Annotated in this window: 26 protein-coding genes; 7 read left to right on the top strand and 19 right to left on the bottom strand. The window is 38.5% G+C overall.

Annotation, left to right across the window (positions count from 1 at the left end; genetic code table 11):
• Position 1 precedes the first annotated feature (1 nt).
• Together LS68_RS00870 and hypA are read right to left on the bottom strand one after the other, a co-directional pair.
• Complete coding sequence (locus LS68_RS00870; RefSeq protein ID WP_034370014.1) at positions 2-478, bottom strand: hypothetical protein; 477 nt, start codon at positions 476-478, stop codon at positions 2-4.
• A 26-nt stretch (positions 479-504) separates the two neighbouring features.
• Positions 505-861, bottom strand: coding sequence for a hydrogenase/urease nickel incorporation protein HypA (gene hypA, locus LS68_RS00875; protein ID WP_034370016.1), 357 nt, complete (start codon positions 859-861; stop codon positions 505-507).
• Positions 862-945: 84 nt separating this feature from the next.
• Here hypA and ispG point away from each other — a divergent pair, with 84 nt between their 5' ends.
• The 6 genes from ispG (at position 946) to LS68_RS00905 (ending at position 7,521) form a co-directional block, all read left to right on the top strand.
• On the top strand, positions 946-2,025 hold the full coding sequence (gene ispG / locus LS68_RS00880; RefSeq protein WP_199741471.1) for a flavodoxin-dependent (E)-4-hydroxy-3-methylbut-2-enyl-diphosphate synthase: 1,080 nt from the start codon (positions 946-948) through the stop codon (positions 2,023-2,025).
• Positions 2,026-2,055: 30 nt separating this feature from the next.
• Complete coding sequence (locus LS68_RS00885; RefSeq protein WP_081950889.1) at positions 2,056-3,348, top strand: glutamate-5-semialdehyde dehydrogenase; 1,293 nt, start codon at positions 2,056-2,058, stop codon at positions 3,346-3,348.
• Positions 3,349-3,515: 167 nt separating this feature from the next.
• A complete protein-coding gene (locus tag LS68_RS00890; protein WP_034370019.1) occupies positions 3,516-3,794 on the top strand; it encodes a 4Fe-4S dicluster domain-containing protein in 279 nt (92 codons plus the stop codon).
• Between the two features lie 185 nt (positions 3,795-3,979).
• Entirely contained in the window at positions 3,980-4,513 is a 534-nt protein-coding gene (locus LS68_RS00895; RefSeq protein WP_034370021.1) for a hypothetical protein, read from the top strand.
• A gap of 15 nt (positions 4,514-4,528) precedes the next feature.
• Positions 4,529-5,920, top strand: coding sequence for a UDP-glucose/GDP-mannose dehydrogenase family protein (locus tag LS68_RS00900; protein ID WP_034370023.1), 1,392 nt, complete (start codon positions 4,529-4,531; stop codon positions 5,918-5,920).
• Positions 5,921-6,126: 206 nt separating this feature from the next.
• Positions 6,127-7,521: a sodium-dependent transporter gene (locus LS68_RS00905; RefSeq protein WP_138090744.1), complete on the top strand. Its 1,395-nt coding sequence runs from the start codon at positions 6,127-6,129 to the stop codon at positions 7,519-7,521.
• A 42-nt stretch (positions 7,522-7,563) separates the two neighbouring features.
• On the opposite strand, the gene LS68_RS00910 is transcribed toward LS68_RS00905, so the two are convergent.
• The 17 genes from LS68_RS00910 to pyrH form a co-directional block, all read right to left on the bottom strand.
• Positions 7,564-8,307, bottom strand: a complete 744-nt coding sequence (locus tag LS68_RS00910) for a tetratricopeptide repeat protein (protein WP_034370027.1) — start codon at positions 8,305-8,307, stop codon at positions 7,564-7,566.
• 28 nt (positions 8,308-8,335) lie between these two features.
• Positions 8,336-9,325: a tRNA-dihydrouridine synthase gene (locus LS68_RS00915; protein WP_034371080.1), complete on the bottom strand. Its 990-nt coding sequence runs from the start codon at positions 9,323-9,325 to the stop codon at positions 8,336-8,338.
• A gap of 5 nt (positions 9,326-9,330) precedes the next feature.
• Positions 9,331-10,554 carry a carboxynorspermidine decarboxylase gene (gene nspC, locus LS68_RS00920; protein ID WP_034370028.1) on the bottom strand — a complete coding sequence of 408 codons (1,224 nt, stop codon included), beginning with the start codon at positions 10,552-10,554 and terminating at the stop codon, positions 9,331-9,333.
• A complete protein-coding gene (locus tag LS68_RS00925) occupies positions 10,554-11,519 on the bottom strand; it encodes a chemotaxis protein (protein WP_034370029.1) in 966 nt (321 codons plus the stop codon). The genes nspC and LS68_RS00925 overlap by 1 nt, the downstream gene beginning before the upstream one ends.
• A gap of 90 nt (positions 11,520-11,609) precedes the next feature.
• A complete protein-coding gene (gene pssA, locus LS68_RS00930; RefSeq protein ID WP_034370030.1) occupies positions 11,610-12,338 on the bottom strand; it encodes a CDP-diacylglycerol--serine O-phosphatidyltransferase in 729 nt (242 codons plus the stop codon).
• Positions 12,328-12,960 carry a phosphatidylserine decarboxylase gene (locus LS68_RS00935; RefSeq protein ID WP_034370031.1) on the bottom strand — a complete coding sequence of 211 codons (633 nt, stop codon included), beginning with the start codon at positions 12,958-12,960 and terminating at the stop codon, positions 12,328-12,330. The genes pssA and LS68_RS00935 overlap by 11 nt, the downstream gene beginning before the upstream one ends.
• 10 nt (positions 12,961-12,970) lie before the next feature.
• Entirely contained in the window at positions 12,971-14,872 is a 1,902-nt protein-coding gene (gene ftsH, locus LS68_RS00940; protein ID WP_034370032.1) for an ATP-dependent zinc metalloprotease FtsH, read from the bottom strand.
• A 15-nt stretch (positions 14,873-14,887) separates the two neighbouring features.
• The gene (locus LS68_RS00945; RefSeq protein WP_034370033.1) at positions 14,888-15,904 is read right to left on the bottom strand and encodes a 50S ribosomal protein L11 methyltransferase; all 1,017 of its coding nucleotides are present in this window, start codon (positions 15,902-15,904) and stop codon (positions 14,888-14,890) included.
• A 12-nt stretch (positions 15,905-15,916) separates the two neighbouring features.
• The gene (locus LS68_RS00950; protein WP_034370034.1) at positions 15,917-16,294 is read right to left on the bottom strand and encodes a chemotaxis response regulator CheY; all 378 of its coding nucleotides are present in this window, start codon (positions 16,292-16,294) and stop codon (positions 15,917-15,919) included.
• 112 nt (positions 16,295-16,406) lie between these two features.
• Positions 16,407-17,123 carry a 1-(5-phosphoribosyl)-5-[(5-phosphoribosylamino)methylideneamino]imidazole-4-carboxamide isomerase gene (gene hisA / locus LS68_RS00955; protein WP_034370035.1) on the bottom strand — a complete coding sequence of 239 codons (717 nt, stop codon included), beginning with the start codon at positions 17,121-17,123 and terminating at the stop codon, positions 16,407-16,409.
• 16 nt (positions 17,124-17,139) lie between these two features.
• Positions 17,140-18,000 (bottom strand): hypothetical protein, encoded by an 861-nt coding sequence (locus tag LS68_RS00960; RefSeq protein WP_034370036.1) that lies wholly within the window; start codon positions 17,998-18,000, stop codon positions 17,140-17,142.
• An 8-nt stretch (positions 18,001-18,008) separates the two neighbouring features.
• Positions 18,009-19,181, bottom strand: a complete 1,173-nt coding sequence (locus tag LS68_RS00965; RefSeq protein ID WP_034370037.1) for an N-acetylmuramoyl-L-alanine amidase — start codon at positions 19,179-19,181, stop codon at positions 18,009-18,011.
• Positions 19,182-19,190: 9 nt separating this feature from the next.
• A complete protein-coding gene (locus tag LS68_RS00970) occupies positions 19,191-20,282 on the bottom strand; it encodes a nitronate monooxygenase (RefSeq protein ID WP_034370038.1) in 1,092 nt (363 codons plus the stop codon).
• 9 nt (positions 20,283-20,291) lie between these two features.
• Positions 20,292-21,497 carry a tyrosine--tRNA ligase gene (tyrS, locus tag LS68_RS00975; RefSeq protein ID WP_034370039.1) on the bottom strand — a complete coding sequence of 402 codons (1,206 nt, stop codon included), beginning with the start codon at positions 21,495-21,497 and terminating at the stop codon, positions 20,292-20,294.
• Positions 21,498-21,507: 10 nt separating this feature from the next.
• On the bottom strand, positions 21,508-23,658 hold the full coding sequence (locus tag LS68_RS00980; protein ID WP_138090747.1) for a RelA/SpoT family protein: 2,151 nt from the start codon (positions 23,656-23,658) through the stop codon (positions 21,508-21,510).
• A 16-nt stretch (positions 23,659-23,674) separates the two neighbouring features.
• On the bottom strand, positions 23,675-23,899 hold the full coding sequence (locus LS68_RS00985) for a DNA-directed RNA polymerase subunit omega (RefSeq protein ID WP_034370041.1): 225 nt from the start codon (positions 23,897-23,899) through the stop codon (positions 23,675-23,677).
• A gap of 72 nt (positions 23,900-23,971) precedes the next feature.
• Entirely contained in the window at positions 23,972-24,682 is a 711-nt protein-coding gene (gene pyrH, locus LS68_RS00990) for a UMP kinase (protein ID WP_034370043.1), read from the bottom strand.
• 131 nt (positions 24,683-24,813) lie between these two features.
• Between pyrH and ilvD the strand changes: the two genes are divergently transcribed.
• A complete protein-coding gene (gene ilvD / locus LS68_RS00995; protein WP_034370045.1) occupies positions 24,814-26,508 on the top strand; it encodes a dihydroxy-acid dehydratase in 1,695 nt (564 codons plus the stop codon).
• Positions 26,509-26,513 lie beyond the last annotated feature (5 nt).

Here is a 26,513-nt window from a genome sequence, read left to right on the forward strand (position 1 = left end):
TTTATTCCTTGTGAGATTGGCTAGATTCTAAAAATGTCAGATTTGCTTGGAGTTGAGCTTCACTTCTCAAATCGCGTAATTCCACGCAAAGCTTTGTATTTTCGAGTTCTAAATCTGTGATTTTTGCTTGTAGGGTGTCGATTTTCGCACAAAGTTTATCGGTGTCTTCATTTGATAATGGGTTTTTAGGCTTGATTTGATCTTTTGGAATATCTGCAATTTGTGCTTTAATATCTTTAAGGAGGTTTTGTTCTTTGGCGACTTGCTCTCGAAGCTCTTTAAGTGTGGTTTTACAGGTTTTTATATCTTCATGATATTGTGCGACATCAATGCGTAATTTTTTACGCTCATCTTCAAATATTCCTACAATATCCCATAGATTCTGACTTTGAGGATTATATTTGAGGAGTTTTTCAAAAACTCGTTGATCGATTTTGTCGGCAGTGGATTTGTCTTCGTTCTGGTGTTTTGGCGACATTTTTTCTCCTTGTGATTCTTTAGGCTTTAACTCGGCACATCAAGCTCTAATGCCATGAGATGTAATTCTTTACCTTGAGTGATGATTGTTTGCTGACTATGGCATTTAGGGCAAGTGCTGTATGTCAGATCCTTAGCATCGAATCTGTGATGACAAGTTTGGCATTCCAAGATAACCTTTTGTGTTTCAATTTCGAGATTTGCATTGCGGCAGACTTGAGAATCAAGCTTGAAAGTTTCAAAAGAGTTTTTAATAAGCATTTGATCAACACCACTTCTTTCTCCGATAGCAATACGAATCGTGGCAATATTGTCGGCATGATGTTCTAAGGCATAATCCTCACACATTTCAATCAATGAGGCGACAATGGAATATTCGTGCATCAAGACCCTTTAATATTGCTAAATTTATTAAGGGAATTTTACCCAATAGTGGTAAAATAACCAACACTTTATTAAAGGATTAGAATCAAAGTGAAACGATTTAAAACGAAACAAATTTTTGTAGGCAATGTCGCTATAGGGGGAGATGCTCCTATCAGCGTGCAAAGTATGACTTTTAGTAAGACTTGTGATGTTCAGGCGACAAAAGAACAGATTGATAGGCTTTATCTTGCAGGAGCAAATATCGTGCGTGTCGCGGTGAGTAGCCCCAAAGATGCTGATGCGCTGAAAGAATTAAAAGCTCTTTCACCTTTGCCTATCGTGGCAGATATTCATTTTCGTTATAAGTTTGCGCTGATTGCTGCTGAAAGTGTGGATTGCATACGCATTAATCCGGGTAATATCGGCTCAAAAGATAGGATCAAAGCCGTAGCCGATGCGTGTAATGCGCGGGGGATTCCCATTAGAATCGGTGTGAATGGCGGGAGTTTGGAAAAGCCTTTTGAGGAAAAGTATGGTCCAACGCCTAAGGGAATGGTAGAATCTGCCTTGTATAATATTAAGCTTTTAGAAGATTTTGGATTTACTAACATCAAAGTTTCACTCAAAGCAAGTGATGTGATTCGCACAATGGAAGCTTATCGTATGTTGCGCCCTTTAGTAGAATATCCCTTTCATTTGGGTGTAACTGAAGCCGGCACGCTCCCGCATTCAATGGTAAAAAGCTCAATGGCGTTAGGTGGATTGTTGATGGAAGGTATTGGTGATACGATGCGTGTGTCGATTACTGGTGAGCTTGAAGAAGAAATCAAAGTCGCCAAGATGATTTTGCAATATAGTGGGAGACAAAAAAGTGGTGTGAGTATTGTCTCTTGCCCGACTTGTGGGAGGATTGAGGCAAATTTAGTGCAAATGGTCAAGGAAGTAGAATCACGCATTAAGCATATTAAAACACCTTTACAAGTGAGTGTTATGGGCTGTGCAGTAAATGCTTTAGGTGAGGCAAAGCACGCTGATATTGCAATTGCTTTCGGGCATAAAGACGGCTTGATTATCAAAGAAGGCAAGATTCTATGCAAACTTAAAGAAGATGAGATTCTTGATGTGTTTATTCAAGAAGTAGAAGCTCTTGCAAAATCACGCGAAGAAAGTGATGCCGTATGACAAGGTAGATTCTGTATTGTGGAGGAAAAAATGAGCGATCAAAAATCAAATCAACAGCAACTTACACCGCTTTTAGAAACACTGATAGCGGCAAAAGAAAGTGCGCGGATTCTCGCAAACACTTCTCATCAAAAACGCAATCTTGTGTTAAAGACAATGGCAGAGCAGCTTAAAAAACATCAAGAGGCGATATTACAAGCTAATGCAACGGATTTGGCTCTTGCTAAGGAACAGAATCTTAGTCCTTCAATGCTCAAAAGGCTTGAATTGAATGCCCATAAAATTAACGCAATGGCAGATTCTATAAATGATATTACGACTTTAGATGACCCGATACATCAGACTTTGGCTTTATGGACAACAAAAGCAGGATTAGAGATTCGCAAAATCAGTGTGCCTATCGGCGTAATTGGCGTGATTTATGAATCTCGCCCAAATGTAACGAGTGATGTCTCTGCCTTGTGCTTTAAAAGTGGCAATGTTTGTGTGCTTAAAGGTGGCAAAGAAGCGTATCATTCTAACCATGCAATTTTAATTGCTTTGAAAGAAGCCTTAGAGCTGCATCATTTGCCTTTAGCGTGTGTGAGTATGATTGAGGATACTTCGCGTGAAGGGATTTTAGAATTTGTCAAAATGGATTCTTATGTGGATTTGTTGATTCCACGTGGTGGAGAGGGATTGATAGCATTTGTCAAGCATAATGCGACTATCCCTGTGATCAAACACGATAAAGGTGTGTGTCATTTGTATGTCCATAAAGAGGCGGATTTGTCTCAAGCTCTTGCAATTGCAATTAATGCAAAGACAAGCTACCCTGCTGCTTGTAATGCGTGTGAGACTTTATTGCTTGATTTTGACTTGATTGAGAGCTTTTTGCCCACACTTTTAAAGACATTGCGCAAACACCATACGCGTTTAATGTTTGAAGATGAAGCAACACTCCAAAAGTGGGGTAAGCAAGATGAAGATGAAGAAGTCGATGATGGATTGGCAGATTATGAAAGAGAATATGGCACGAATACGCTTAATATCAAGATTGTAAGCGGTTTTGATGAGGCAATTAGCCATATTGCTACCTTTGGCTCACAGCATTCCGAAGCGATTATTACGCAAAATGAAGAAGTCGCGCAGAGATTCTTAGATGAGGTTGATGCAGCCTGTGTGTATGTGAATGCTTCAACGCGTTTTAGTGATGGCGGAGAGTTTGGTTTTGGTGCAGAAATAGGCATCTCGACTTCCAAGATTCATGCACGAGGACCTATGGGTATAGAATCTTTGCGCAGTTATAAGTATCAAATCAAAGGCAATGGAGCAGTGCGTTAAAGTTTAATTTGATTGTTTCAAATGCTTGTCTTAAGCCTATTAGAACAGATTCTTATAGTAAATAAGAATCTGTTTATTCTTATATTTATGGTCTTTTTAAGATAACCTGCATTATACTCACAAATGGGTTTAGCCCAAAAATCAAACAACAAATAAGGGAGTAAGAGATGGCTGTAAAAATCACAGATATTTGTATTGCTTGTGGTTCTTGTATTGATGAGTGTCCTGTAAGTGCGATTGTTGATGATGACAGCAATCCAACAGGTGAAGGCACTTATTATGTGTATCCTGATAAATGTGTAGAATGTGTCGGACACAATGAGCAACCTGCTTGTGCAAGTGCTTGCCCAACTGATGGTTGTATCGTGTGGAGTGAGCCCGGAAAGAGCTTCAGAGACAATATTACTTCAGATTTACGAGATGGCACACACCCTGTAATGCCATAATTTTTTAAGCGTGTATAAAAACTATACGCGCTTTTTATTTATCCCCCCCCCTCCCTATACCTTTTTATTATTTGTCAAATAACATTTACCATTTTTACAAGCAAAAACAGATAAGCAATTTAAATTTTTAAGGTAGAATGTTTCATAGCTTACGCGAGATTCTATGACATAAAAAGGAGAAAAAGATGAGATTCTATAAAATTGCTGGGTTAGGCGTAGCGGTATTATTATTTGCAGGGTGTGGTGGCAATGAGCCTGAAATCGTTACACAAGATACACAAGTTTGTAATCAACCTAAATATACCATTGCAATAGGTAAAATTAGCACGACTGATAGTAATGTGATGAGCAAGGAGGATTTCAGAAGCTTGCTTGGCAAGACGATTAAAAATACGAATTGTTTTATCGTAGAATCTAAGCTTAGTAATCCAAAAGTCGGCTATGTATTGGATATTGAGTATGGGTTGCAAGTGCAAGAAACCAAAGAAGATACAAGTATGATTAGCTCTAAGGACACGGCTCTTTTAAAAAGTGAAGTGCATTTTACCCTCAAAAATCCAAGTCAGACAATTACTCAAAATGCTTCAAACACAATGAAGTTAAGCGGTAAGAAGTACCTTGGATTGGGTGAAAAAGTTGAGGTAACTTATGAACAAAAGAGTGGTCTTGTCAAAAAGAGTCTTTATAGCATCATCACAAATCTGTCTAAAATGCCTTAATTTGGAGAAATTTGTATGACTATCACGATTATCGGTAGCGGGTATGTTGGATTAGTGGCAGGTGCGTGTTTTGCCCAAATGGGCAATGATGTAATATGTCTTGATGTCGATGAAAATAAAATCAATCGTCTGAAACAAGGTATTATTCCCATTTATGAACCCGGTTTAGAATCAATGGTATTGGAGAATCAAAAGCTAGGCACACTCACATTTACGACTGATAAAAAGGAAGCTATTAGAAATGCTCAAGTGATTTTTATTGCAGTAGGGACACCTATGGGAGATGATGGCAGTGCGGATTTACGCTTTGTGCGCAGTGTGGCAGAGGATATTGGGACGCATATAGAGCGTGAATATGTCGTAGTGGTAGATAAAAGCACCGTTCCGGTAGGCACAGCAAGAGAAGTAAGAAGTATCATCAGCTCTGCAATCCAAAAGCGCAATATGACTTTGGTGGATTCTGCTGCGATAGATTCTCATTCTGTGCAGAATCAGCAAGGTAGTCAAAGTATAGCCTTTGATGTAGTGAGTAACCCCGAGTTTCTCAAAGAGGGTGTAGCAATTAAAGATTTTATGAGTCCAGATAGGGTAGTGATAGGCACAGATTCTCCAAAGGCTTTGGAGGTAATGAAGTCGCTTTATGCGCCTTTTTTGATTAAGAGCGACAGACTTATTGCAATGGGTATAGAATCTGCAGAGATGACAAAATACGCGGCAAATGCAATGCTTGCAACAAAAATTAGTTTCATTAATGAGATGAGTCAGATTTGTGAGCGTGTGGGCGCGAATATTAATGATGTGCGCTTGGGTATTGGTTCGGATTCTCGCATCGGATATAGTTTTATTTATCCGGGCTGTGGTTATGGTGGGAGTTGTTTCCCTAAAGATGTGCGTGCGTTAGAGAAAACAGCGGCGGATTTTGGCTATAAAGCGCGGATTCTCGATGCAGTCCAAGTCGTCAATGAAGCGCAAAAAATGCTTTTAGTCGAGAAAATCACACAACGATTTGGTGAGAATCTAGCAGGCAAAAGTTTTGCTGTGTGGGGATTGAGCTTTAAACCTGAAACTGATGATATGCGTGAGGCAAGCTCTTTGGTGTTGGTGCGTGAATTGATTAAACGCGGAGCAAGAATCAAGGCGTATGATCCAAAGGCGTATGAACAAGCATCATTTTACCTTAAAGATTGTCTGGATTCTCTTAGTCTAGAAGGCAGTAAATATGAAGCTTTGAAGGGTTGTGCGGCACTTGTAATTATAACAGAGTGGCGTGAGTTTAGAAGCCCAGATTTTGATGAAATCGCTAAACTTCTCAATGAGCCAATTATTTTTGACGGACGCAATATTTACCAAAGTCTTAATATGCAATCTAAGGGTTTTGAATACCATCAAATCGGCGTGAAGTCTTGATACTAGATTCATAGGATTTGGTGAAGTTTTGTGCAAAAAGACAAGCTTACAAGGAATATCTCTTGTAGGCTATTAAATCAATCTAAAAATATCATCTTCGTATAATATACAATACAGAATCTTGAGATAAGTTTTAAAATATCTTTATCATCGCATTATTTATGATAAAATAAATACTTAACGCACATCTTGCATAGGGTATTATGATGAATAATTTTAGCAAAATCGGTTTTATGTTGGCAGCATTGGGGAGTTCTGTGGGTTTGGGGCATATTTGGCGATTTCCCTATATTGCAGGCACAAATGGCGGAGGATCGTTTGTGTTATTGTATTTGTTTTTGGCATTGGGGATAGGTATTGCAATGTTGATTGGAGAAATGCTGATTGGTAATAAAGGACGGGCAAATGCTTTTAAAAGCTATGAGAAACTCGATCCTTCACCCCGTAAAAGATGGCGTTTTGCAGGTCTGACACTTATCGGAGGTCCTATTATCCTTTCATTTTATGCTATCGTATTGGGGTGGGTGTTTTATTATTTATTTTTTGTGAGTTTTTCTTTGCCTACCGATATGGAGGTTTCTAAAGCAAATTTTGACACATTGTATTCGCAGAATTTTATTGCGCAAACAATGGGTTTGATGCTGGTATTAGGGATTAGCGGTTGGGTTATCGCACGAGGTGTCAAAAAGGGTATTGAGCTTTTAAATTTGATTCTTACGCCTATGCTTTTTTTGATATTTTTAGGATTGTTAATCTATGCAATGAGTATGGATTCTTTCCCCAAGGCTTTGCATTTTATGTTGGGTTTTGAATGGGAGCAAGCAAAAAAAGCCCTAACGCTTTCTATTTTTATTGATTCTTTGGGGCAAGTGTTCTTTTCTCTTTCTTTAGGGATTGGGATTATTATCACCTATGCAGCCTCTTCAGATTCTCAACAGAATCTTTTCAAAAGTGCGCTTTTTATCGTGCTAAGTGGGATTGTTATTGCGATTATGGCGGGATTAATGATTTTTACTTTTGTGTATGAATATGGTGGGGAAGTTGATGGTGGTGCAGGGCTTATTTTTAAGACTTTACCTGTTATGTTTGCACATTTGGGGTTTTTGGGGAATATCATTGCTTTTTTATTTTTAATAGCTTTTAGTTTTGCAGGGATTACTTCTGCAATCTCTTTGCTCGAACCATCGGTAATGTATATTGTCGAATATTATAAAATCAGCCGTTTTAGAGCGACTTGGAGTGTGGTTGGGGTTATTTTTATTTTGGGATTGATGATAGTTTGTTCGCTTTGCACACCTTTGGCAAGTTATTTGACCTTTGGTAATAAATCACTTATGGATATTGTAGAATTTTTATCAGCAAATATTATTATGACATTGGGTGGATTGCTTGCGGTTATTTTTGTGGGCTGGGTGATTCCAAAGACGACACTTTATGAATTTACCTCACATTTTTTTAGCAGTTACGCTTTTAAAATCTGGTATATTTTGATGCGTTATGTTGCGCCTTTTATTACAATTGTGATTTTGATTGCTGTGAGTGTGAAATTCTTTGTCGGACAAGATATTGCAAGCTATCTTTTTCAAGAAGAGGCACTTTGAGTATAGATTGATACTTTGAAGTGAGAATCTAGTCTCAAGATTCTAAGGCATATTCTTAACATAATCACATGCGAATTGATTGTGTAAGGCACAAGCTGACCGATACAGCTCTTTTGCTTTGTGTGGATTAGATGGCACACTAAGACCTTTTTCGTAGATTTCTGCACTTAGCACGCACGCATACATTCGATTTTCTTCGCAGGCTTTAGAATCTAGCTCTAAGGCTTTGAGATGTAATTCTTGTGCTTTTTGTAAGTCTTGCGCGACATTTAAGCCATAGAAATAATATGATCCGAGCATTGCACAAGCTCCCTCCATATCTTGCTCACACATTGCTTCAAGGAAGTCAAAACCTTTTTGAATATCTTGTGCTACTCCACGCCCATCAATCAATGATACTGCTTGTGTGATGCACCATTCTGCTGCGCCTTGTTGGCAAGCTTGGACACTATTTTCAAAGCCAAGCTGGTAGTATTTTTTACTTTCGCTAGGAGAGATGTTAGAGCGTCTTTGAGAGGATTTTTGTTCATAATAGCTACCTAGATATAAACATGCGCCGGGGTGTTTAGCATTGCAGGCTTGCTTGAGAAATTTACTTGCTTCATCGGCGTTACTACTCCAAAGTGATACGCCTTGATAAAAGAGTGAATCTGCCTTGCGGATTTGCTGGATAAGCTCTGATTCTTGATAATATTCAGAGGGAGATTCTGTGGTTTCTTGTGCGTATATAAAGCCTACAATCACGCTCAATAAGTATCCGACTTGTAACCATTTTGTCAAGTGCATATCAAACCTCCTCCAAAAAATAATACCATTAGCTTGTTTTTTTATTGAGATGAATGAGCTGGGGAAAATTTTGGGTGATTAATTCGTTATTTTGTGTGCTGAAAAACTCTTCAATGCGTTGAGTGATCTCATACACATCGGTTAAGTGATTTACAATATTTCTGAATTCACTTGCATTATCGTGTCCTTTGGCATAAGCATGGAGATTCTTGCGAAACATAATTGCCCCACGCTCACCATAAAATGCGATCATTTTATTGAAGTGTTGCAAAACGAGTTCTTTTTTGATAATGGGCGGGATTTGCTGGGTTTGGTGTTTGATTTGCCAAAAGATCCAAGGTGAAGTAACTGCTGCCCGTCCTATCATCACTCCGTTTGCTCCCGTGTGCGCAATAACTTCTTGAGCTTTTTGTGCAGAATCAATTTCTCCATTAGCAATCAAAGGTATAGAGATGTGTTTTTTAATGGTTGCAATCGCATCATAATCAATGCGTTCTTTTTTGTAGCCATCGGCTCGTGTGCGCCCATGCACGACAACAAAATCAGAGCGAACATCTTTGAGGGCTTGAGCAAGCTCGCAAGGTATCTTTTTGTCAAAACCTAAGCGCACTTTAATGCTTGTGTAGGGTGTTTGGCTTGTGTCTTTGATAAGGTTAGCAATTTTGACAAGTTGTTTTAAGTCTTTGAGCAAACCACTTCCATTGCCGTGATTGGCGACTTTTGGAGCAGGGCAGCCGCAGTTTAAATCAATAATATCAATACCTTCTTGAGTGTTGAGAATCTCTACTGCTTTTTGTATGATTGTTTCTTTAGATCCTGCGATTTGGACACTGAAGGGCGATTCTTCGGGGGATTTTTCAATCATTTTGAGCGTTTTTTGATTCTGATAGACAAGAGCATGTGAGCTAATCATTTCACTCACGGTAATATCGACCCCAAAGTGTTTTACCATACTTCGAAAAGGCAAATCTGTATAGCCTGCCAATGGAGCAAGCATCAAGAGATTGTCAAAATTAATCATACTTAATTTCTTCTCTTGTAATCATCATAGCAAAAGCGTTGAAGCAAATGGGCTTCACCTTGAGAATCTATGCTCCAAAGTGAGGGTAAAGGCACGCCATTGAAAGTATTGTTTTTAACAATCGTATAATGCAGCATATCTTCAAAGATTAATCGATCACCTACATTAAGAGGAGTTTGAAAACTATAATCCCCTATCACATCGCCAGCAAGGCAGGTAGGACCACCTAAGCGATAAGTATAAGCACCTTTATTTTCGCCCAAATCAGATTCTATATTGAGAGTTTGACGAGAAATCTTTTTAACCATTGGGCGATAAGGCATTTCTAAACAATCGGGCATATGGGCTGAAGCACTCACATCGATAATAGCAATAGGGATTTGATTATGCACAATATCAAGCACTTCTCCGATAAGAAAACCCACTTGCCAACCTACTGCTTCTCCGGGTTCTAAAAAAATCCCAATATCGTTGTGGTGTTTTTTAAAATCCTTGATGAGTTTCACTAAAAGCTCTCGATGATAGTCTTTTCGTGTGATATGATGCCCTCCGCCAAAATTGACCCATTTTTTACCTTGAAGGTAAGAGCCAAAATGTTTTTCAAAATGGGGTAATGTGCGCTCCAAGGCAGTGCTATCCTGCTCACAATGTGTATGAAAATGCAGACCATCAATCCCCTCTAAGCCGTATTTTTTGACACCCTCTTTGAATGCTTCAGGGGTGATTCCTAGTCTTGAACCCGGAATACAAGGATTGTAAATAGGAGGCTCTACCTCGCTATATAAAGGATTGACGCGTAAGCCTACTTGAATGGGCGCAAGATTTTGATTCTGTAAAAGTTTATTTTTACGGGTAATATGTGGAAGAAACATTTGCCATTGTGCAAAGGAATTAAAGATAATATGTGTGGCGTATTCTAAGATTTCATCAATTTGAGAATCTTTATAGGCAGGAGCAAACACGCATATTTCTTTGCCTTCTTTTCTTGAGCCGATTTCCTCATAGCCTAATCGTGCTTCATAAAGCCCACTTGCTGTGCTTCCGCTTAGAATCTTTCGGAGATTCTCGAATCTGCGCCAAAAGGCATAACCTTTTAATGCAAGGAGGATTTTTGCACCACTTTGCTCTTGGATAGAATTTAAAATAGCAAGATTTTCATCAAGCTTTTCTTCTTCTAAAACATAGGCTGGAGAATCAATTTGAAAAAGCAGGTGAGATTGATACATTACTTGAGAGCAAATTTCCGCACTGCTGCTTCAATTTCCACAGGATTAGATTTTGAAATAAACTCATCAGCATTCAATGAGCGTGCCATATCTTCATTGCTACTACCGCTCATTGAAGAATTGACAACGACAGGCAAATGCGCTGTATTAGGATTTGCTTTTACTTGTTTGATCACTTCAAATCCGCTTGCTTCAGGCATTTCAAGGTCAGTAATAATCATTCCAATAGAGCTTACATCTGTGGTAGGTGCAAATAAGTAATCTAACAAATGTTTGCCATTGATAAAGTCATGGTGAATCACACCTAATTTATTAAGGATAAGCTGCATTGTCCGAAGAACGGTGGGACTATCATCGGCAAGGAGTATGCTTTTTGTAGTTTGGACTTGAGAAATCTTTTGAATCCCTTCTTCTTTTTCTTTTTCAATCCAAGGGAAGACATCAATCAACATTTTTTCAATATCTACAACTTGCACAAGTCTTCCATCAAAGTAGCGTGTTCTGCTCACAAGTTTGCCATTGCGCCCGCCACCACCGACACCGACACCTTGCTCAATTTCAGTCCATTTTTTATTTAAGATACGATCTGCTTCATAGATTCTCACGCCAATCGTCCAACGAGAAAATTCACAAATCATAATAATGTCTTCTTCACCCGGAGCTCGTTTTACGCCGTAGTTTCGTAGATCCTTTCCTCTGTTATTATTGTCATAATAAAACCATTTTCGCATATCAATCAAAGGAATAGTTAGCTCTCTGATTGTAATAAGCCCTTCTACCAAGCTATTACTTTCGTGGGTTACAACTGTCAATGAGCCGCTATATTTGATTACTTCTCTGATTTTAAAAACATTGACAGCATATAAGTCTCTGTCTTTTTCAAGACGAAAACAAAGCAACTGAAGCTCATTATTTTTGTGAAGATTGGTGACTTGATCGATGCTTGACAAACTTGTTTTAGACATAATTGCACCTCATTAATTTATATAGAAAATGTGAAAATAATAGCATAAAATCGCCTAAAAATAACTTTATCTAAGGTAAATCACCATTTTTCAGAGTGTTTTTTCTTTTTCATTTGTTTTGGTGATAAATTTCATTTTAATTAAGATTGCCATCCATCGCAAAATACCATAGACCACATAACAGCTCATCAGAAAGCAAAGCGTTTCTTTGGGATTAATAAACACAATACCTAAAAGCAAGATGACAGCAATAAAAGACTTAAAATTCCAACGCATTTTCTTAAAGCTAGGATAGCGAATATTACTTACCATCAAGATGCTTATGATGATGCTTGTTATCAGCATAATATAGCCATATCCTTGATTTTGGATAAAGCCATAATCCAAATCAATCAATACCCATAGCATCACTAAAACAGCGGCTGAAGGAATAGGAAGACCGATAAAAAATTGCGGTTCTGAAGTCGTTGTGATATTGAAACGAGCTAATCGAACTGCACCCAAGATGACAAAGATAGCAGGCACACTCATTCCTAGCCGACCATAATTAATGCCCACATAAAAATACAATAACATTGCAGGGGCAACGCCAAAAGCCACGACATCAGCTAATGAGTCAAACTCTACACCAAAACGACTTGAAGTATTTGTAAGTCTTGCTACTCTTCCATCAAGCCCATCAAGAATCATTGATACTAAAATCAGCCAACTTGCAAGCTCAAAGTTACTTTTCGAAGCACAAATAATGCTTAAGATTCCTAAAAATATGCTCCCCGCGGTAAAAAGATTGGGCAGGATAAAAAGAGGATTAAATTTCATTGATATGCCCTATTGGACTTCCGAGTGCATACAAACGATCACCAATATTGATTTTGAGCTCTAATTCAGGTGTATTTTTGTTTTGAGGGATAATAAGTTTGGTAATACCCATTTTCATAAATCCCATTCGTTCACCTATGTTGAGATTTGAATCTGCATAGATTTTGTGTGAAGAAAATAATACAGGATAGAACTCCATTCTAAATTTAAAATCTTGTTTGTGGGTAAAAGACATCATAGCATTTAAGGTAGCTTTTTTGTTTTTATTGCAAAATGCTAAAGCAAGACCCTTTTTTTCACCTTTTTCACCCTCTATAATTTCACAAGGTGCTCGAATGACACCCACATCAATGCTTCTTGTTTCGATCAATATTATCACTTCTGAATCTTGTTTTTGAATATCTCTAACAATACCATCTACAGGTGATACAAAGATATTTCTTTCATCTGTTTGGGGGATTCTTTCAGGATTTCTAAACATAAAAAGCCAAAATACAAGTCCTACGAAGAAAATCAATGTTCCCATATCCATATTGAAAAAAATACAAAGAACAAATAATGCTAATAGCACAATAGCCCCAAGCCAACCTTGTTTTACAATGATTTGTGTAGTGTATGCCATATTTCCTCCTTTATGCTTCTTCTAAAGGCACAAGTCTTGATTCCATTTGATTTTCTTTTTCATATTCTTCAATGATTTCACGCACTCTGACACCATCAATCACTTCTTTGTCTAAAAGTTCTTTTGCCATTGATTCAATCACACCAGCATATTCTCTTAGTGTTTTTTTGACATGTGCATAACGTTCATCAAGCATATTTTTAATGTAACTATCCATTTTTTGAGCCATTTCTTCGCTAAATTCACGGCTGCCACCAGCTCCGCCTAAGAAAGTGTTGCGTCTTGTATAGTCTTCTAAAACCATTAGCCCACTGACATCAGTCATACCAAAATAAACAATCATATTTTTGAGAATCCCTGTCGCTCGTCTTAAATCATCAGAAGCTCCATTTGAAATTTCCTCTAAGAAAATTTCTTCAGCTGCACGTCCACCCAAAAGGACATCAATTTCAGCCATCATTTCATGTTTTTGCTCAAGGTGGCGATTCTCTTCTGGTGTATGGAGTGTGTATCCCAAAGCTCCCATTCCTCGAGGAATGATAGAGACTTTATTGACACGATGTGCACCTTTAGTAACTTCACCCATCAACGCATGCCCGCTTTCATGGTAAGCGACAATCTTTTTTTCTTTTGGAGGGATTCTGCGTGTTTTTTTCTCCAAGCCAATCATTGTGCGCTCCATCGCCTCTTTGAAATGTTTTTGAGAAACCTCTTTTTTGTTTTCTCTTCCTGCTAAAAGCGCGGCTTCATTGATGATATTAGCCAAATCCGCCCCTGCTAGTCCTGCAGTGAATTTTGCAATTTCGTGTAAATCCACATCACGCGCTAGATTCACATTTTTGATATGCACTTTCAGAATCTCGACACGACCATTAAAATCAGGAGCATCGACCAAAACTTGTCTGTCAAATCTTCCCGGACGCAATAAAGCTGGGTCAAGCACTTCCGGTCGGTTTGTCGCAGCCAATACGATGACGGGTGCAGATTCTGAACCAAAGCCGTCCATTTCAGCCAAAAGCTGATTGAGTGTTTGCTCTCTTTCGTCATTTCCGCCAACCATACTTCCTGCAGCGCGGCTTTTACCAATAGCATCAATTTCATCGATAAAAATAATACTGGGTGCATCTTTTTTTGCCATTTCAAACAAATCTCTGACACGACTAGCCCCCAAGCCCACAAACATTTCAATAAAACTACTTCCGCTCATTGAGAAAAAAGGCACACTTGCTTCGCCTGCAACTGCTTTTGCAAGTAAGGTTTTTCCCGTCCCGGGAGGTCCTACAAGCAATACACCTTTGGGAATCTTAGCTCCTACTGCAATATAGCGTTCGGGATATTTAAGAAAATCTACAATTTCTACAACTTCTTCTTTTGCCTCTTCGTTACCTGCCATATCATCAAACCTGACATTAGGCTTTTCAGCATTGACGAGTTTTTTAGAATTCCCCACACCAAAGATTCCACCACTCATACTTTTTTGCATACGGGTAGCTAAAAACATCCATAAAGCCAAGATAATAAAAATAGGCAAAAGCATATTGACTAAATCGCCCAAAAAGCTACCTTCGCTAAACCCGCTGTATTCGATTTTCTTTTCATCAAGTAGGGGAACTAAGCCTAAATCTGCCACTTTTTTGGTTGTGTATAAAATGCGCGGAGAGGTTTGAATAGAGTAAGCTTTGATATAAGTTTGTCCAATACTTACAGAATCAATCTCTCCTTTTGAGACAAGCTCTTTAAATTCGTTGTAAGGGATTTCTTTTGTAACACTACCACCCATAAAACGATCCGTAATAGAATCTCCGCTTGGAGAAAAAACTTTAAACATCACTAATGCAATGATGACAAAAATTGCAAAAGTTAGAAAAGGATTCTGTTTAAAGGGAGGTTTTTTATCATTTGGGTTTTCCATTGTTTATCTTTTCCTTTAGTTGTTTTGTGAAATCAATTTTAATGCTATCCACTCGTCTTTTTGATGTATTTCTGACAATGTGAAGTCGTTAAATGTTGCTATTATATCAGATTTATATTCATCTAATATCCCGGAGAGAATTAAAATGCCATTTTTTTTGAGTTTTGCTTTAAAATCGTTGTGTAAAAGTTTCACAACAAAAGCGACAATGTTGGCGACTATGACATCGTAATGTGAGGGTGTATCAGGAGATTCTTGAATGCTGCCTAGCCACAGAGATTCAAGGGAAATATGATTATTGTGAGCATTTTTTTGTGTTTCTTGAATGGCAAGTTCATCAGTATCACATGCAAATACTTTTGCTCCGAGTTTGCTTGCAGCAATTGAGAGTATGCCACTCCCACAACCAACATCAAGCACATTTTTATTTTTAAGATTTATAGCACTTAAAAACTCTAAGCACATTAAGGTGCTAGCGTGGTGTCCCGAACCGAAAGCAAGAGCAGGGTCAATGATGATTTGTTGCAAATGAGAAGGTGAAGAAGACGCCCATGATGGGCAAATATAGAATGGTGGGCATTCTATGGGTTTGATAGAATCTTGATAGATTTGTAGCCAATCGTGATTGTGTTTTTGTACAATATGGTAGCAAAAATCCACTTTTGTAGGATAATCATCTTTTTGTGTTGCAGTGTATTCGTTAAGTGCGGAGGTAAAATTTTGTAAAGATTCTATCAAAGCGTGAATCTTGGGATCATAAGCTGAATGGTCTGTGTCATTTACTGAAGAGGGAATCCGTAAAATAATTTGTGTTGTTTGAGGACATTGCTTTGCTTGTGTGATGTTGAAGTTATGAAAACTTTGCCATGATGTGTCTTCGTAGCTAATATAAAAAGGAGATAATTGATCAGAAAGATCTTGGTATTCTATTGCGCAAGAAGTTTGATCAATTAAAAAGTTACTAAAAGCATCTAAAAAAGCATTTGGATAAATAATAATTTCCCAATAAGTTTGCTGTTCCAAACCTTGCATTAAATATTGAGCCTATTCTTCATTCACACCTAAAACTACTTCTAGCTTTTCTTTTAAAACTTGTGGGGTAAAAGGCTTGACAATATAGTTATTTACACCTGCTTTGAGAGCGGTAATTACTTCAGCTTTACCACCTTCAGTAGTTACCATAATAATAGGTATAGAAGTGTAGCGAGAATCTGCTCGCACTTTTTTAACTAAATCCAAACCATTCATTTCGGGCATATTCCAATCAGTAATAAGTATTTCAATACCTTCTACAGTGTCCATAAGCTGCCATGCCTCCACTCCATGCTCAGCCTCAAGAATATCCTCATACCCTAATCTTTGAAGAGTATTCTTTATGATCCTTCTCATTGTAGAGCTATCATCAACTACCAACAGTTTCAAGTCATCTCCTTTATTATAGCTATACCTTAAACAAACTAGGGTAATTCTACCATAAATTTTTAATAATCCTACTTATTAAACTTTATGATTTTTCTAAAATTCGTATTTTATCTTAATTTCTAAAATTATACAATATATCTTTAAGATTTATCTTGTTTTCGTAAAACGCTTTTCCTATAATTACGCCCTGAATATAAGGATTTCTCTCAAGAATCTCTAGCTCTTCTGTGTTTGAAAAACCTCCGCTCGCAATAGTATAAATTTGGCTTTGTCGCCCAATATCTTCTGTAAAATCAATATTGATCCCACTTAATGCACCATCACGATTAATATCTGTGCAAACAATTGCTGCAATACCGCTACCAGCAAACATTTTTGCCAATTGATTTGCTTCTATCTGCCCTTCTTCTGCCCAGCCTTGAGCGGCAACTTTTCCATTCCTTGCATCGATTCCTACAACAATAGGATAGATTTGCGCCATTTCTTTGACAAATTGCGGATTCTTCATTGCCATAGAACCAAGTATCACTCTTTTTACACCCATTTGGGTATAGCGTTTGATGCAATCTTCATCGCGAATCCCCCCGCCAATTTGAATCTGTAAATGCGTATGTTGGAGTATTTGTTCGATTTGTTTGATATTTTTTGGCTCACCTGCGAAAGCCCCATTCAAATCCACAATATGAAGCCATTTTGCTCCCATTGCTTCAAATTGTTTGGCAAAATCTAAAGCATCACCATAAACAATGGCACTTTCCATTTCTCCTTTGAGGAGTCTTACAGCTTTCCCATCTTTTAAGTCAATTGCGGGGTAAATATCTAAGCTCATTTTTTGATCCTTGATTTTATTGTTGATTATCAGAATTTTGGGTGTTGTTATACATCCATTCTACGCACCAACCCACAAATGCAAAAATTAAAAAAGTATATCGAGCATTAAAGGAATTATCAGAGACAGCTAAGATAGAAGAGCAAATCAAGCAAATGATAATGCCTAGTATAAGCAAACCAAAATTTATGCGTTCGTAGAATCCAAAAATTTCTTTATGCTTTCTAGAGACATAAATAAGCATACCTATGCCTACTAAAAGCGCAAAAATATCAAGATAGACATAGAGATTATCACGATAGTAATAGGGTTGCAAGGCAAGCGCGAAAAGCATTATAATGACGATATTAATTGACGGACGCATATCGTAGAGAATCTTACCTAGTTCGCTATTTTCATCGGGTTTAATATTTAAAATCATAAAGAGTAAAGGAAGATACACGAAAAATACATAAGCACATATTACGAGTATAATGCGGAGAGAATAGTCTTTTAAAAGCTCAAAAAAACCTCGATGATAAATACTTCCTTCAATCGCAAACATATCTACTATGTCTTGAGTTTCAGGTGTGTGGGAGCAATTTAAGACCATCAAATACATAAAGGCAGTGCTCAAAATAAGCATTATGATTTTTTGAGGGATATTTCCAGAATCTTTCCAGCTACCGATAATCACAAAAGACACACTTAAAACAAATCCACAAAAGAATAACAGGGTGCTTAAATGATCAAAAAGCTGATCTTCGCGAATAAAGATTAAAAAAAGATGTGAAAAAGAGTGTGAAAATTGTGAAATAAAAAGTGTTAAATTGACAAAAACAAAAAGTGCAAAAAATAATAGCGATAAGATAACGGTAACCAAAGAAGTTTGTTTCATTTAAATCCTTAATAATTTCTTATAAAATAGCCATCAATGCCATCAGCAATACCTTTTGCTAAAAGTTTTTGGTATTCTTTTTTGGAGATTAGTTTACCCTCATCTTTATGAGAAGCATAGCCTATTTCAATCAAAACCGATGGCATTAATGCTCCCGCTAAGACCCAAAATGGACCTTCACGCACTGCTCCATCATGGGTGTCATATTGTGGGCGCACTGCATTCAATATACCTGATTGAATGTCAATGGCAAGTTTGTGCGAAGCTACGAGATGAAAGGAACTGATAGTATTGAGAAAAGATTTTGTAGCAAAATGGCTCATTGTTTCCATATCACCTTGATTCTCTGCCTTTGCCACTTGCTCTGCACGTTCGCTTCTTGCGGGAGAGAGGAAGTAGGTTTCTACACCGCTAGGAGTTTTGGGAGAATCTTTAGGCATGGAGTTTGCGTGTATAGAAATAAATAAATCTGCATTTTTGGCGTTGGCAAATTCTGTTCTTTTGCGCAGATCAATATACACATCGGTATTACGCGTCATATAGACATTATAGCCTCGATTTTTTAGTTCTTGAACGACAAGTTTAGCTGCATCAAGGACAATGATTTTTTCGCATTTATCTTCTACGCTTTTTGTGCCACAATCTTTTCCACCATGACCGGGATCAATGACAATCTTCTTTCCCGTCCCCGTTCGTGTTGCGGTTTTGTTTGTTTGGAGCGTGCTTTTTTTCGATTCTGTCTCAAGATTTTCAAAGGTTTTTTTGACTGATTCTGGGGGAGTAGAAGAGGGTTCAGCTAAGGTTACTGATGGCTTTTGTGTTTGGGTTTTGGGTTTGAATTGAATGTAGAGATTTTCTTTCTCTTTGACAATCTCATAGGTTGAATGTGCGTGAGGACTGATAACAACACGCACTATTTTGGGTGTATTTTGTGCAACTTGAAGCGTTGAATTGTCTTTAAAGATAAAATTGCGTTTGGGTATGGTAAGGTTGGCTTCAAAATCAATAAACTTTTTATTAGCATCTTTGAGATGTTTGGTTTGCCATTGTAAATCCGTGATGGGTTTGTCAAATACAATTTTGAGATTATTGTCGCCAAAAGGAACCATTCTGATGATGCGGTGTTCTCCCCATAGGCACAGCACCATCAGAAATAGTAACGCCACGATCCTTTTTAACATCGGCATGCTCTATTCGGGGTCTTTGACTAATTGAGCAATAATATCTTTTACAGGTTCAATGGTTTGGATTCTGTAGCCATTTGCTCCCGTGAAATACAAACCTTTCTCCCTATCTCCTATATAGCCTAATCCTAAAGAATCAGCGATGCAATATCCTACTTTTTTTGCTTCCGTCCCTCTGCGACAAGGCGTAACACAATGGCTTACACATTGAATCTTGGGTGCATTACCTTCAGCAATGCGATCAAAAATACCCGTTTTTACAGCTCTTGCAGGATAGCCTACGGGAGATTTGACAAGAACGATATCTTCTTTTTTGACCAAAGGCATTAAGTTTCTGTAAGCAACAGCATCGCATTCTTCTGAACCGAGCCATCGTGTTCCCATTTGCACGCCACTTGCGCCTAATCCTAACATTCTGTCAATATCGTTTCGATCCCAAATGCCTCCTGCTGCGATTACAGGTATATTTCCCCATTTTTTAGCTTCACTGACCACTTGAGGTAAGACATTTTCGAGCTGATATTCTTCTTTGAAACAATCTTCATAGGTAAATCCTTGATGCCCACCACTTAAGGGACCTTCGACTATGACTGCATCAGGGATACGCTCGTATCTGTCTTTCCAACGCTTGCAAATAATTTTTAATGCTTTTGCCGAAGAAACAATAGGCACTAATGCCACATCAGGGAAATTTTTTGTAAATTCAGGCATATTGGTAGGAAGTCCTGCTCCTGTAACAATGATATTTGCTCCAGCTTCACACGCATCTTTGACAACTCGCCCATATTCATTGATTGCATAAAGAATATTTGCACCCAAAGGATTGTCTCCACAAATTTTTCGCGCATTTTTAAAAATCTCAATGAGTGCTTGTTTAGAGTAAAAATTAATTGCCTCAAATGGCTTTGAGTTAGCAATTCTTTCAACAAATTGCATCTTTTGATAGTATCCTGTGCCTACAGCACTGATGATTCCTAATGCACCTTCTTTGGATACATTGCCCGCAAGTCTGTCCCAGCTGATGCCTACACCCATACCCCCTTGAAAGATTGGATATTTGATTGTGTGTTTGCCAATTTTAAGCGGTTTCAAGCCCATATTATATCCTTAATGTATGATCACTTTTGCAAATTTTCGTTTGCCAATCTGAATGATGTATTCACCTGCTAGCATTTTAAGATTCTCATCACTTATTTTTTCCTTATTAATCTTTAAAGCCCCTGCGCGAATATCTCGCCTTGCTTGTGAAGTAGAATCACAGAATTGACATTCTACCAAAATTTTGCATATCCACACACCTTCATTGTATTTAAAAGTCGGTAAATCCGTGGGTGTTTCATTTTTACTAAACACATTATCAAAGGCTATTTTAGCGTCTTTTGCTAAATCGGCACTATGATAACGTTCAGTTATTTCTAAAGCAAGTTGTTCTTTAGCGGATTTAGGGTGAATTTTTCCGTTTTTTACATTTGTTTTGAGATCTTCAATTTCCCCCAAGCTTAGATTTGAGAGTAAATTATAATATTTCCACATCATTTCATCACTGATGCTTAATATTTTTGCATACATTGTTTTAGAATCTTCTGTAACGCCAATATAGTTATTGAGTGATTTACTCATTTTATGGACACCATCAAGCCCTTCTAATAAAGGCACGGTAAGGATAGATTGTTCTTTTTTAAGTCCATAAGATCTTTGCAAGCTCCGTCCCACTAAAAGATTAAATTTTTGATCATTCCCGCCTAATTCTATGTCAGATTCTAATGCGACAGAATCATAGCCTTGTAAGAGCGGATAGAGAAATTCTACAATAGAAATGGGCAAGTTGTTTTGGTAACGTTTTGTAAAATCATCTCGCTCAAGCATTCGCGCGACTGAAAACTTTGAGGCTAATCCAATCATACCGCCCACACCAAGCTCATTAAGCCATTGAGAGTTAAAGCATACCTCGGTGTATTGAGGGTCAAGAATCTTAAATACTTGCTCTTTGTATGTGATTGCATTGCGTTCTACTTCATCTTTGCTTAAAGGCTTCCGTGTTTCACTTTTGCCACTAGGATCGCCGATTGTTGCGGTAAAATCACCGATTAAAAATTTGACATTCCCTCCGTATCGCTGAAAAGTAGCGAGTTTTTGGAGTAATACTGTGTGTCCTAAATGCAAGTCTGGTGCAGTAGGATCAAATCCAGCTTTGACAATGAATCTTTCCCCACTTGCATAAAATCGCTCTACAAGACTTTGAATATATTCTTGCCCAATAAATTCGACACTCCCTCTTGCGATTTCAGACAATGCCTCTTTGATTTTATTCATTTTTTTCTCCTTAGCCCGAATATGCGTCTTTAAGATTGCTAAATTCAATGATTTTGTATTTTTTTGTTAAAGTGTCTTTGAGTGTTTTGATATTTTGAGAATCTGTCTCAAAGCAGATTTGACAATAAGTCGAAAACTGATGTTCTAACGAATTGAAATCAACGCTCATTACGCGACAATTATATTTTGCTAAGATTGTCAAGAATCCTATCAAGGCACTTTGGTGATTGTTTAATGCAATGATAATCTTATAAGTGTATTTTTGTGTATTGACCCATTGGACAAAAAGCATATCATGCCCTTTTTCTATTTCTTCAATCGCCCTTTTGCACATTTTGTGGTGTATGTAGGCTTTTTGCCCATTTTTTAATGCCACGATATTATCGCCAAATTTTGGATAACAACAATAATCAAACACTACGCCATTAATATTGCGATTGGTTTGCAAAACGATATTATCAAAAACCATTTCTTTGAGTTTAAGCATATTGATTTTGATTTTTCCTAAAAAATTGACTTCACGCACAAAGTTACCTTTGAGGATATTTTTGATGTCTTTGAGATAAGCAGAATCTCTTGCTGCGCGGTAGAGATTGGATTCGAGGTTATTTTCTTTAAGATATGTCAAAATAGTCTTTTGAGAGCTATCAAAGATTGTTTTAAGAATATTGATTGTGCTTTTTGTGTCAATTTCTTTGAGACGAGTTTGGCATTGGATTCTGATATGATTTTTAGCACGGGAAGTTTTTACAGCATCAATCCAAGTGCATCGAGGGTTTGTTTGTTCGTCTTTGTTAAAGAGTGTGATTCTCACAATATCACCATTTCTTAGAGGTTGTAATAAAGATGCTTTTTTATGATTAATATAGGCTTGTTTGGCGTTGTCTCCAATATCACTATGAACAGCATAGGCAAAATCCAACGCAACCGCCCCAACAGGGAGATTATAAATATCTCCTGCAGGCGAAAAAACTATCATATCTTCTTTGTATAAATCATTTTTGGCAAGCTCATAAAACTCTTCAATCGTATCGTTTTGGTATTGTATATTGTTGAGCCACTCTAAATTTGGCTCTCTCCCGCCACTTTTGTATTTCCAGTGTGCTGCTATGCCGTATTGTGCGCTTTTGTGCATATCAAAAGTGCGAATCTGCACTTCATAAATACTTGAATTTTCAAAAATTGTTGTATGGATTGTCTGATACCCATTTTCTTTAGGAAGTGCAATATAGTCCTTTAAGCGTGAAATCACAGGTTTTAACTCAAGATGTAAAAGCCCCAATACCTTGTAGCAAAGAAGTGGGGTTGATACGATGATGCGCACTGCAAGTAAGTCGAGAATCTCATCAATCCCGATGCCTTTGCGCTGCATTTTTAGATAGACAGAATAATGGCGTTTGACACGACTTTCGATTTCAAAATCTTTTTCAGTAAAGCCATTTTGCAAGAGAATCTTGGCAATTTTTTGCGCAAAACTATTGAGTTTAAGCGTGATAGATTGGTTATTTTCTTTGATATACTGATCAATTTGTTGATATTCTTCGGGAAAAATATAGTAAAAACTGCGGTCTTCAAGCTCATTTTTGAGCGAAGCAATACCCAAGCGATGAGCAATCGGAGCATAAACAATAAGCGTTTCTTCCGCAATGCGTTTTTGTTTGTATGCAGGGAGTGCATCAAGTGTCAGCATATTGTGCATACGATCGCTGATTTTGATGACAAGCGCACGAATATCTTTGATTGATGCAAGAAGCATTTTGCGAAAGCTTAATGCCGATGCAGCAAGTTTTTCATTGACATTTGTATTAAGCTCTTCTTTGCGGATTTCTACGATTTTTGTTAAAGCATCGACCAAATGCCCCACATCCCAACCAAAGTGTTTTTGAATCTCTTCAATATCACATAAGGTATCTTCAACTACATCGTGTAGCAATGCAGCACAAAGCATCGTCTCATCACCACCATAAAATGCAACGATGCAGGCAACACATAAGGGGTGAATAACATAAGGAATCCCACTTTTGCGCAGTTGCCCTTGGTGATATGTGGTTGCCATATCAATAGCTTGTTGGACTTTAGGTGTGATAGTTGTCAGGGAGTAAAGTTTTTGAATAGCAGAATCTACGCTTTTAATCTCAACAAGATCATTAAAAAAGTCCAATATTTACCCTTAAGATTTATTCTTTTTCTTCAACAGAAGCAAATTCGATTTTTCCTTCAGCAATTTCGCGCATTGCGATGTCAGGCAATTTGTATTTTTTTATATCCATTTTTACCAAAGGTTTTGCTCCTGCTCCCAATTCCTTGACGCGTTCAAAAATTAAATTTGCAAGCAAATAACGATCATCATTAACGCGCGCTAATGCTTTTGCTGCAATTTCTTCGGTTCTTGATGTTTCCATGAATATTTCCTTCAATTAAATTAAATCAGTGATTCTACTATGAGTTTTATTTAGATTTGCTTTGATTTGATGTTATTTCACGATTGAATAAACACCTTTACCATCTTTCAAAAGATGAAGCAAGTTTCCTTCTTTAAACATATTGCATACTAAAATGGGCAATTTATTATCTTTAGCTAGCGCAATTGCTGTATCGTCCATGACTTTAATATGATCACGCAATGCTTCATCATAGCTGATACTTTCTAGCATTTTGGCATCAGGAAATTTATGGGGATCTTTGTCATAAACACCATCGACTTTTGTTGCCTTGACAATGACATCAGCACCAATTTCTACTGCACGCAATGTCGCTGCACTATCAGTTGTAAAAAAAGGATTGCCTGTGCCTGCACCAAAAATAACTACCCGTCCTTTTTCTAAATGTCTGATTGCGCGGCGGTAAATATAGCTCTCACATATTTCTTTGATTTCTAGCGCACTCTGCACACGCACATCTATGCCTAAATATTCAAGAGATTCTTGCATAGCAACAGCGTTAATCACCGTTGCAAGCATACCCATATAATCGCCACTTGTTCGGCGGATCACCCCGCCTTCAGCCGCAGATACACCTCGAATAATATTCCCTCCGCCAATTACGATGCCTACTTCAATACCATTATCCACTAAAGATTTTATTTCTTGTGCGATATATTTGAGAATCTTGACATCAATCCCAAATCCACTATCACCAGACAAAGCCTCACCCGAAAATTTTACCAATACACGCTTATATTGCATCACCCATCCTTTAAAAAAAATCGTGTTATTGTATCCTAAGATACTTAAAACTAGCAATGAAGCTTTACAATTAGGATTAAGTCGAATGTGATACAATTATGACTTAAAACAACTCAACCAAAGGACAACAAATGCGAAGTGATATTATCAAAAAAGGATTCCAAAAAGCCCCGCACAGAAGCCTTTTGCGCGCCACAGGGCTAAAAGACGAAGACTTTGACAAACCCTTTATCGGCATTGCCAATAGCTATATTGACATTATTCCCGGGCATTTTTTCTTAAACAAATACGCACAGATTGTCAAAGACGAGATTCGCGCTGCCGGTGGTGTGCCGTTTGAGTTTAACACGATTGGTGTTGATGATGGCATCGCTATGGGGCATAGCGGAATGCTCTATTCGCTGCCAAGCCGCGAACTGATTGCCGATAGTATCGAAACGATGATGAACGCGCACAGCCTTGATGCGATGGTTTGTATCCCTAATTGCGATAAGATTGTGCCCGGAATGCTTATGGGCGCGCTGCGGGTGAATGTCCCGACAATCTTTGTCAGCGGCGGACCGATGCGCGCGGGGCGGCTTGAAGACGGGACGATTCTCGACCTAAACTCGGCGTTTGAAGCGGTGGGCGCGTTTAACGAAGGTAAGATTGATGAGCAAAGATTACACGAGATAGAATGCAAGGCTTGCCCTAGTGGGGGGAGTTGTAGCGGAATGTTTACTGCAAACTCGATGAATACCCTCTGTGAGGCAATGGGTGTCGCGCTGCCCGGGAACGGGACGATTTTAGCCCTTAGCCCCGAACGCGAAGAGCTTTTGCGCAAAGCCGCGCGGCGGATTGTCGAGATTGCGCTTGATGAGAAAAAAACCGAGCAATTTAGATTCCGCAATATCTTAAACAGAAAGGCTGTGCATAACGCGTTTGTGGTCGATATGGCTATGGGTGGCAGCACCAACACGATTTTGCATATGTTAGCCATTGCCAAAGAAGCCGAGGTGGATTTTAATCTTGATTCGATTAATACGATTGCAAGCCAAGTTGCGCATATTGCAAAGATTGCGCCCGCGCTTGGCACGATTCACATGGAAGACATTCACCGCGCGGGCGGGGTTAGCGCGGTGATGAACGAGGTGGCGAAGCGCGAAAATAAAGTTTTGCACCTTGATACGCTCACAATCACCGGCGAGACTTTGGGCGAGAGAATCGCGAATGCAGAGATTAAAGATAGTGAGATTATCCGCCATAATGAGAATGCGTATTCGCAAATGGGGGGGCTAAAGATTCTCTATGGCAACCTCGCGCGTGAGGGTGCGGTGCTAAAGGTCGCCGCGGTGGCAGAAAAGATGAAAGAATTTGAAGGCAGTGCAGTGTGTTTTAACTCGCAAGATGAGGCGATTAGGGGCATTGCAGGGGGCAAGGTCAAGGCTGGGAATGTCGTGGTGATTCGCTATGAGGGACCAAAGGGCGGACCGGGAATGCAAGAAATGCTTAGCCCCACGAGTATGATTATGGGAATGGGGCTTGGCGAGTGTGTCGCGCTGATTACCGATGGGCGCTTTAGCGGCGCAACAAGGGGCGGGTGCATTGGGCATGTTAGCCCCGAAGCGGCAGAGGGCGGGCTGATTGCGCTTGTTGAAGACGGCGATAAAATTGCGATTTCTGTAAGCAAAGGGAGCTTGGAACTGCTTGTGGATTCTAAGGTTTTAGAAGCGCGTAAGGCAAAGTGGAAGCCGATTCAAAAAGAGATAAAAAGCAAGTGGTTGCGCCGCTATGCACTGCTTGTGAGTAATGCCGCAAATGGCGCGGTGCTGAAGACGGAGGTGTAGGGGAA

Source organism: Helicobacter sp. MIT 05-5293, assembly GCF_000765665.2.
Taxonomy (GTDB): Bacteria; Campylobacterota; Campylobacteria; order Campylobacterales; family Helicobacteraceae; genus Helicobacter_C.

What these genes read in the sequence shown, in the direction of transcription:
- LS68_RS00870 (WP_034370014.1), bottom strand. Translation starts at nt 478, where the DNA reads ATGTCGCCAAAACACCAGAACGAAGACAAATCCACTGCCGACAAAATC.
- hypA (WP_034370016.1), bottom strand. Translation starts at nt 861, where the DNA reads ATGCACGAATATTCCATTGTCGCCTCATTGATTGAAATGTGTGAGGAT.
- LS68_RS00885 (WP_081950889.1), top strand. Translation starts at nt 2,056, where the DNA reads ATGAGCGATCAAAAATCAAATCAACAGCAACTTACACCGCTTTTAGAA.
- LS68_RS00890 (WP_034370019.1), top strand. Translation starts at nt 3,516, where the DNA reads ATGGCTGTAAAAATCACAGATATTTGTATTGCTTGTGGTTCTTGTATT.
- LS68_RS00895 (WP_034370021.1), top strand. Translation starts at nt 3,980, where the DNA reads ATGAGATTCTATAAAATTGCTGGGTTAGGCGTAGCGGTATTATTATTT.
- LS68_RS00900 (WP_034370023.1), top strand. Translation starts at nt 4,529, where the DNA reads ATGACTATCACGATTATCGGTAGCGGGTATGTTGGATTAGTGGCAGGT.
- LS68_RS00905 (WP_138090744.1), top strand. Translation starts at nt 6,127, where the DNA reads ATGAATAATTTTAGCAAAATCGGTTTTATGTTGGCAGCATTGGGGAGT.
- LS68_RS00910 (WP_034370027.1), bottom strand. Translation starts at nt 8,307, where the DNA reads ATGCACTTGACAAAATGGTTACAAGTCGGATACTTATTGAGCGTGATT.
- nspC (WP_034370028.1), bottom strand. Translation starts at nt 10,554, where the DNA reads ATGTATCAATCTCACCTGCTTTTTCAAATTGATTCTCCAGCCTATGTT.
- LS68_RS00925 (WP_034370029.1), bottom strand. Translation starts at nt 11,519, where the DNA reads ATGTCTAAAACAAGTTTGTCAAGCATCGATCAAGTCACCAATCTTCAC.
- pssA (WP_034370030.1), bottom strand. Translation starts at nt 12,338, where the DNA reads ATGAAATTTAATCCTCTTTTTATCCTGCCCAATCTTTTTACCGCGGGG.
- LS68_RS00935 (WP_034370031.1), bottom strand. Translation starts at nt 12,960, where the DNA reads ATGGCATACACTACACAAATCATTGTAAAACAAGGTTGGCTTGGGGCT.
- ftsH (WP_034370032.1), bottom strand. Translation starts at nt 14,872, where the DNA reads ATGGAAAACCCAAATGATAAAAAACCTCCCTTTAAACAGAATCCTTTT.
- LS68_RS00945 (WP_034370033.1), bottom strand. Translation starts at nt 15,904, where the DNA reads ATGCAAGGTTTGGAACAGCAAACTTATTGGGAAATTATTATTTATCCA.
- hisA (WP_034370035.1), bottom strand. Translation starts at nt 17,123, where the DNA reads ATGAGCTTAGATATTTACCCCGCAATTGACTTAAAAGATGGGAAAGCT.
- LS68_RS00960 (WP_034370036.1), bottom strand. Translation starts at nt 18,000, where the DNA reads ATGAAACAAACTTCTTTGGTTACCGTTATCTTATCGCTATTATTTTTT.
- LS68_RS00965 (WP_034370037.1), bottom strand. Translation starts at nt 19,181, where the DNA reads ATGTTAAAAAGGATCGTGGCGTTACTATTTCTGATGGTGCTGTGCCTA.
- LS68_RS00970 (WP_034370038.1), bottom strand. Translation starts at nt 20,282, where the DNA reads ATGGGCTTGAAACCGCTTAAAATTGGCAAACACACAATCAAATATCCA.
- tyrS (WP_034370039.1), bottom strand. Translation starts at nt 21,497, where the DNA reads ATGAATAAAATCAAAGAGGCATTGTCTGAAATCGCAAGAGGGAGTGTC.
- LS68_RS00985 (WP_034370041.1), bottom strand. Translation starts at nt 23,899, where the DNA reads ATGGAAACATCAAGAACCGAAGAAATTGCAGCAAAAGCATTAGCGCGC.
- pyrH (WP_034370043.1), bottom strand. Translation starts at nt 24,682, where the DNA reads ATGCAATATAAGCGTGTATTGGTAAAATTTTCGGGTGAGGCTTTGTCT.
- ilvD (WP_034370045.1), top strand. Translation starts at nt 24,814, where the DNA reads ATGCGAAGTGATATTATCAAAAAAGGATTCCAAAAAGCCCCGCACAGA.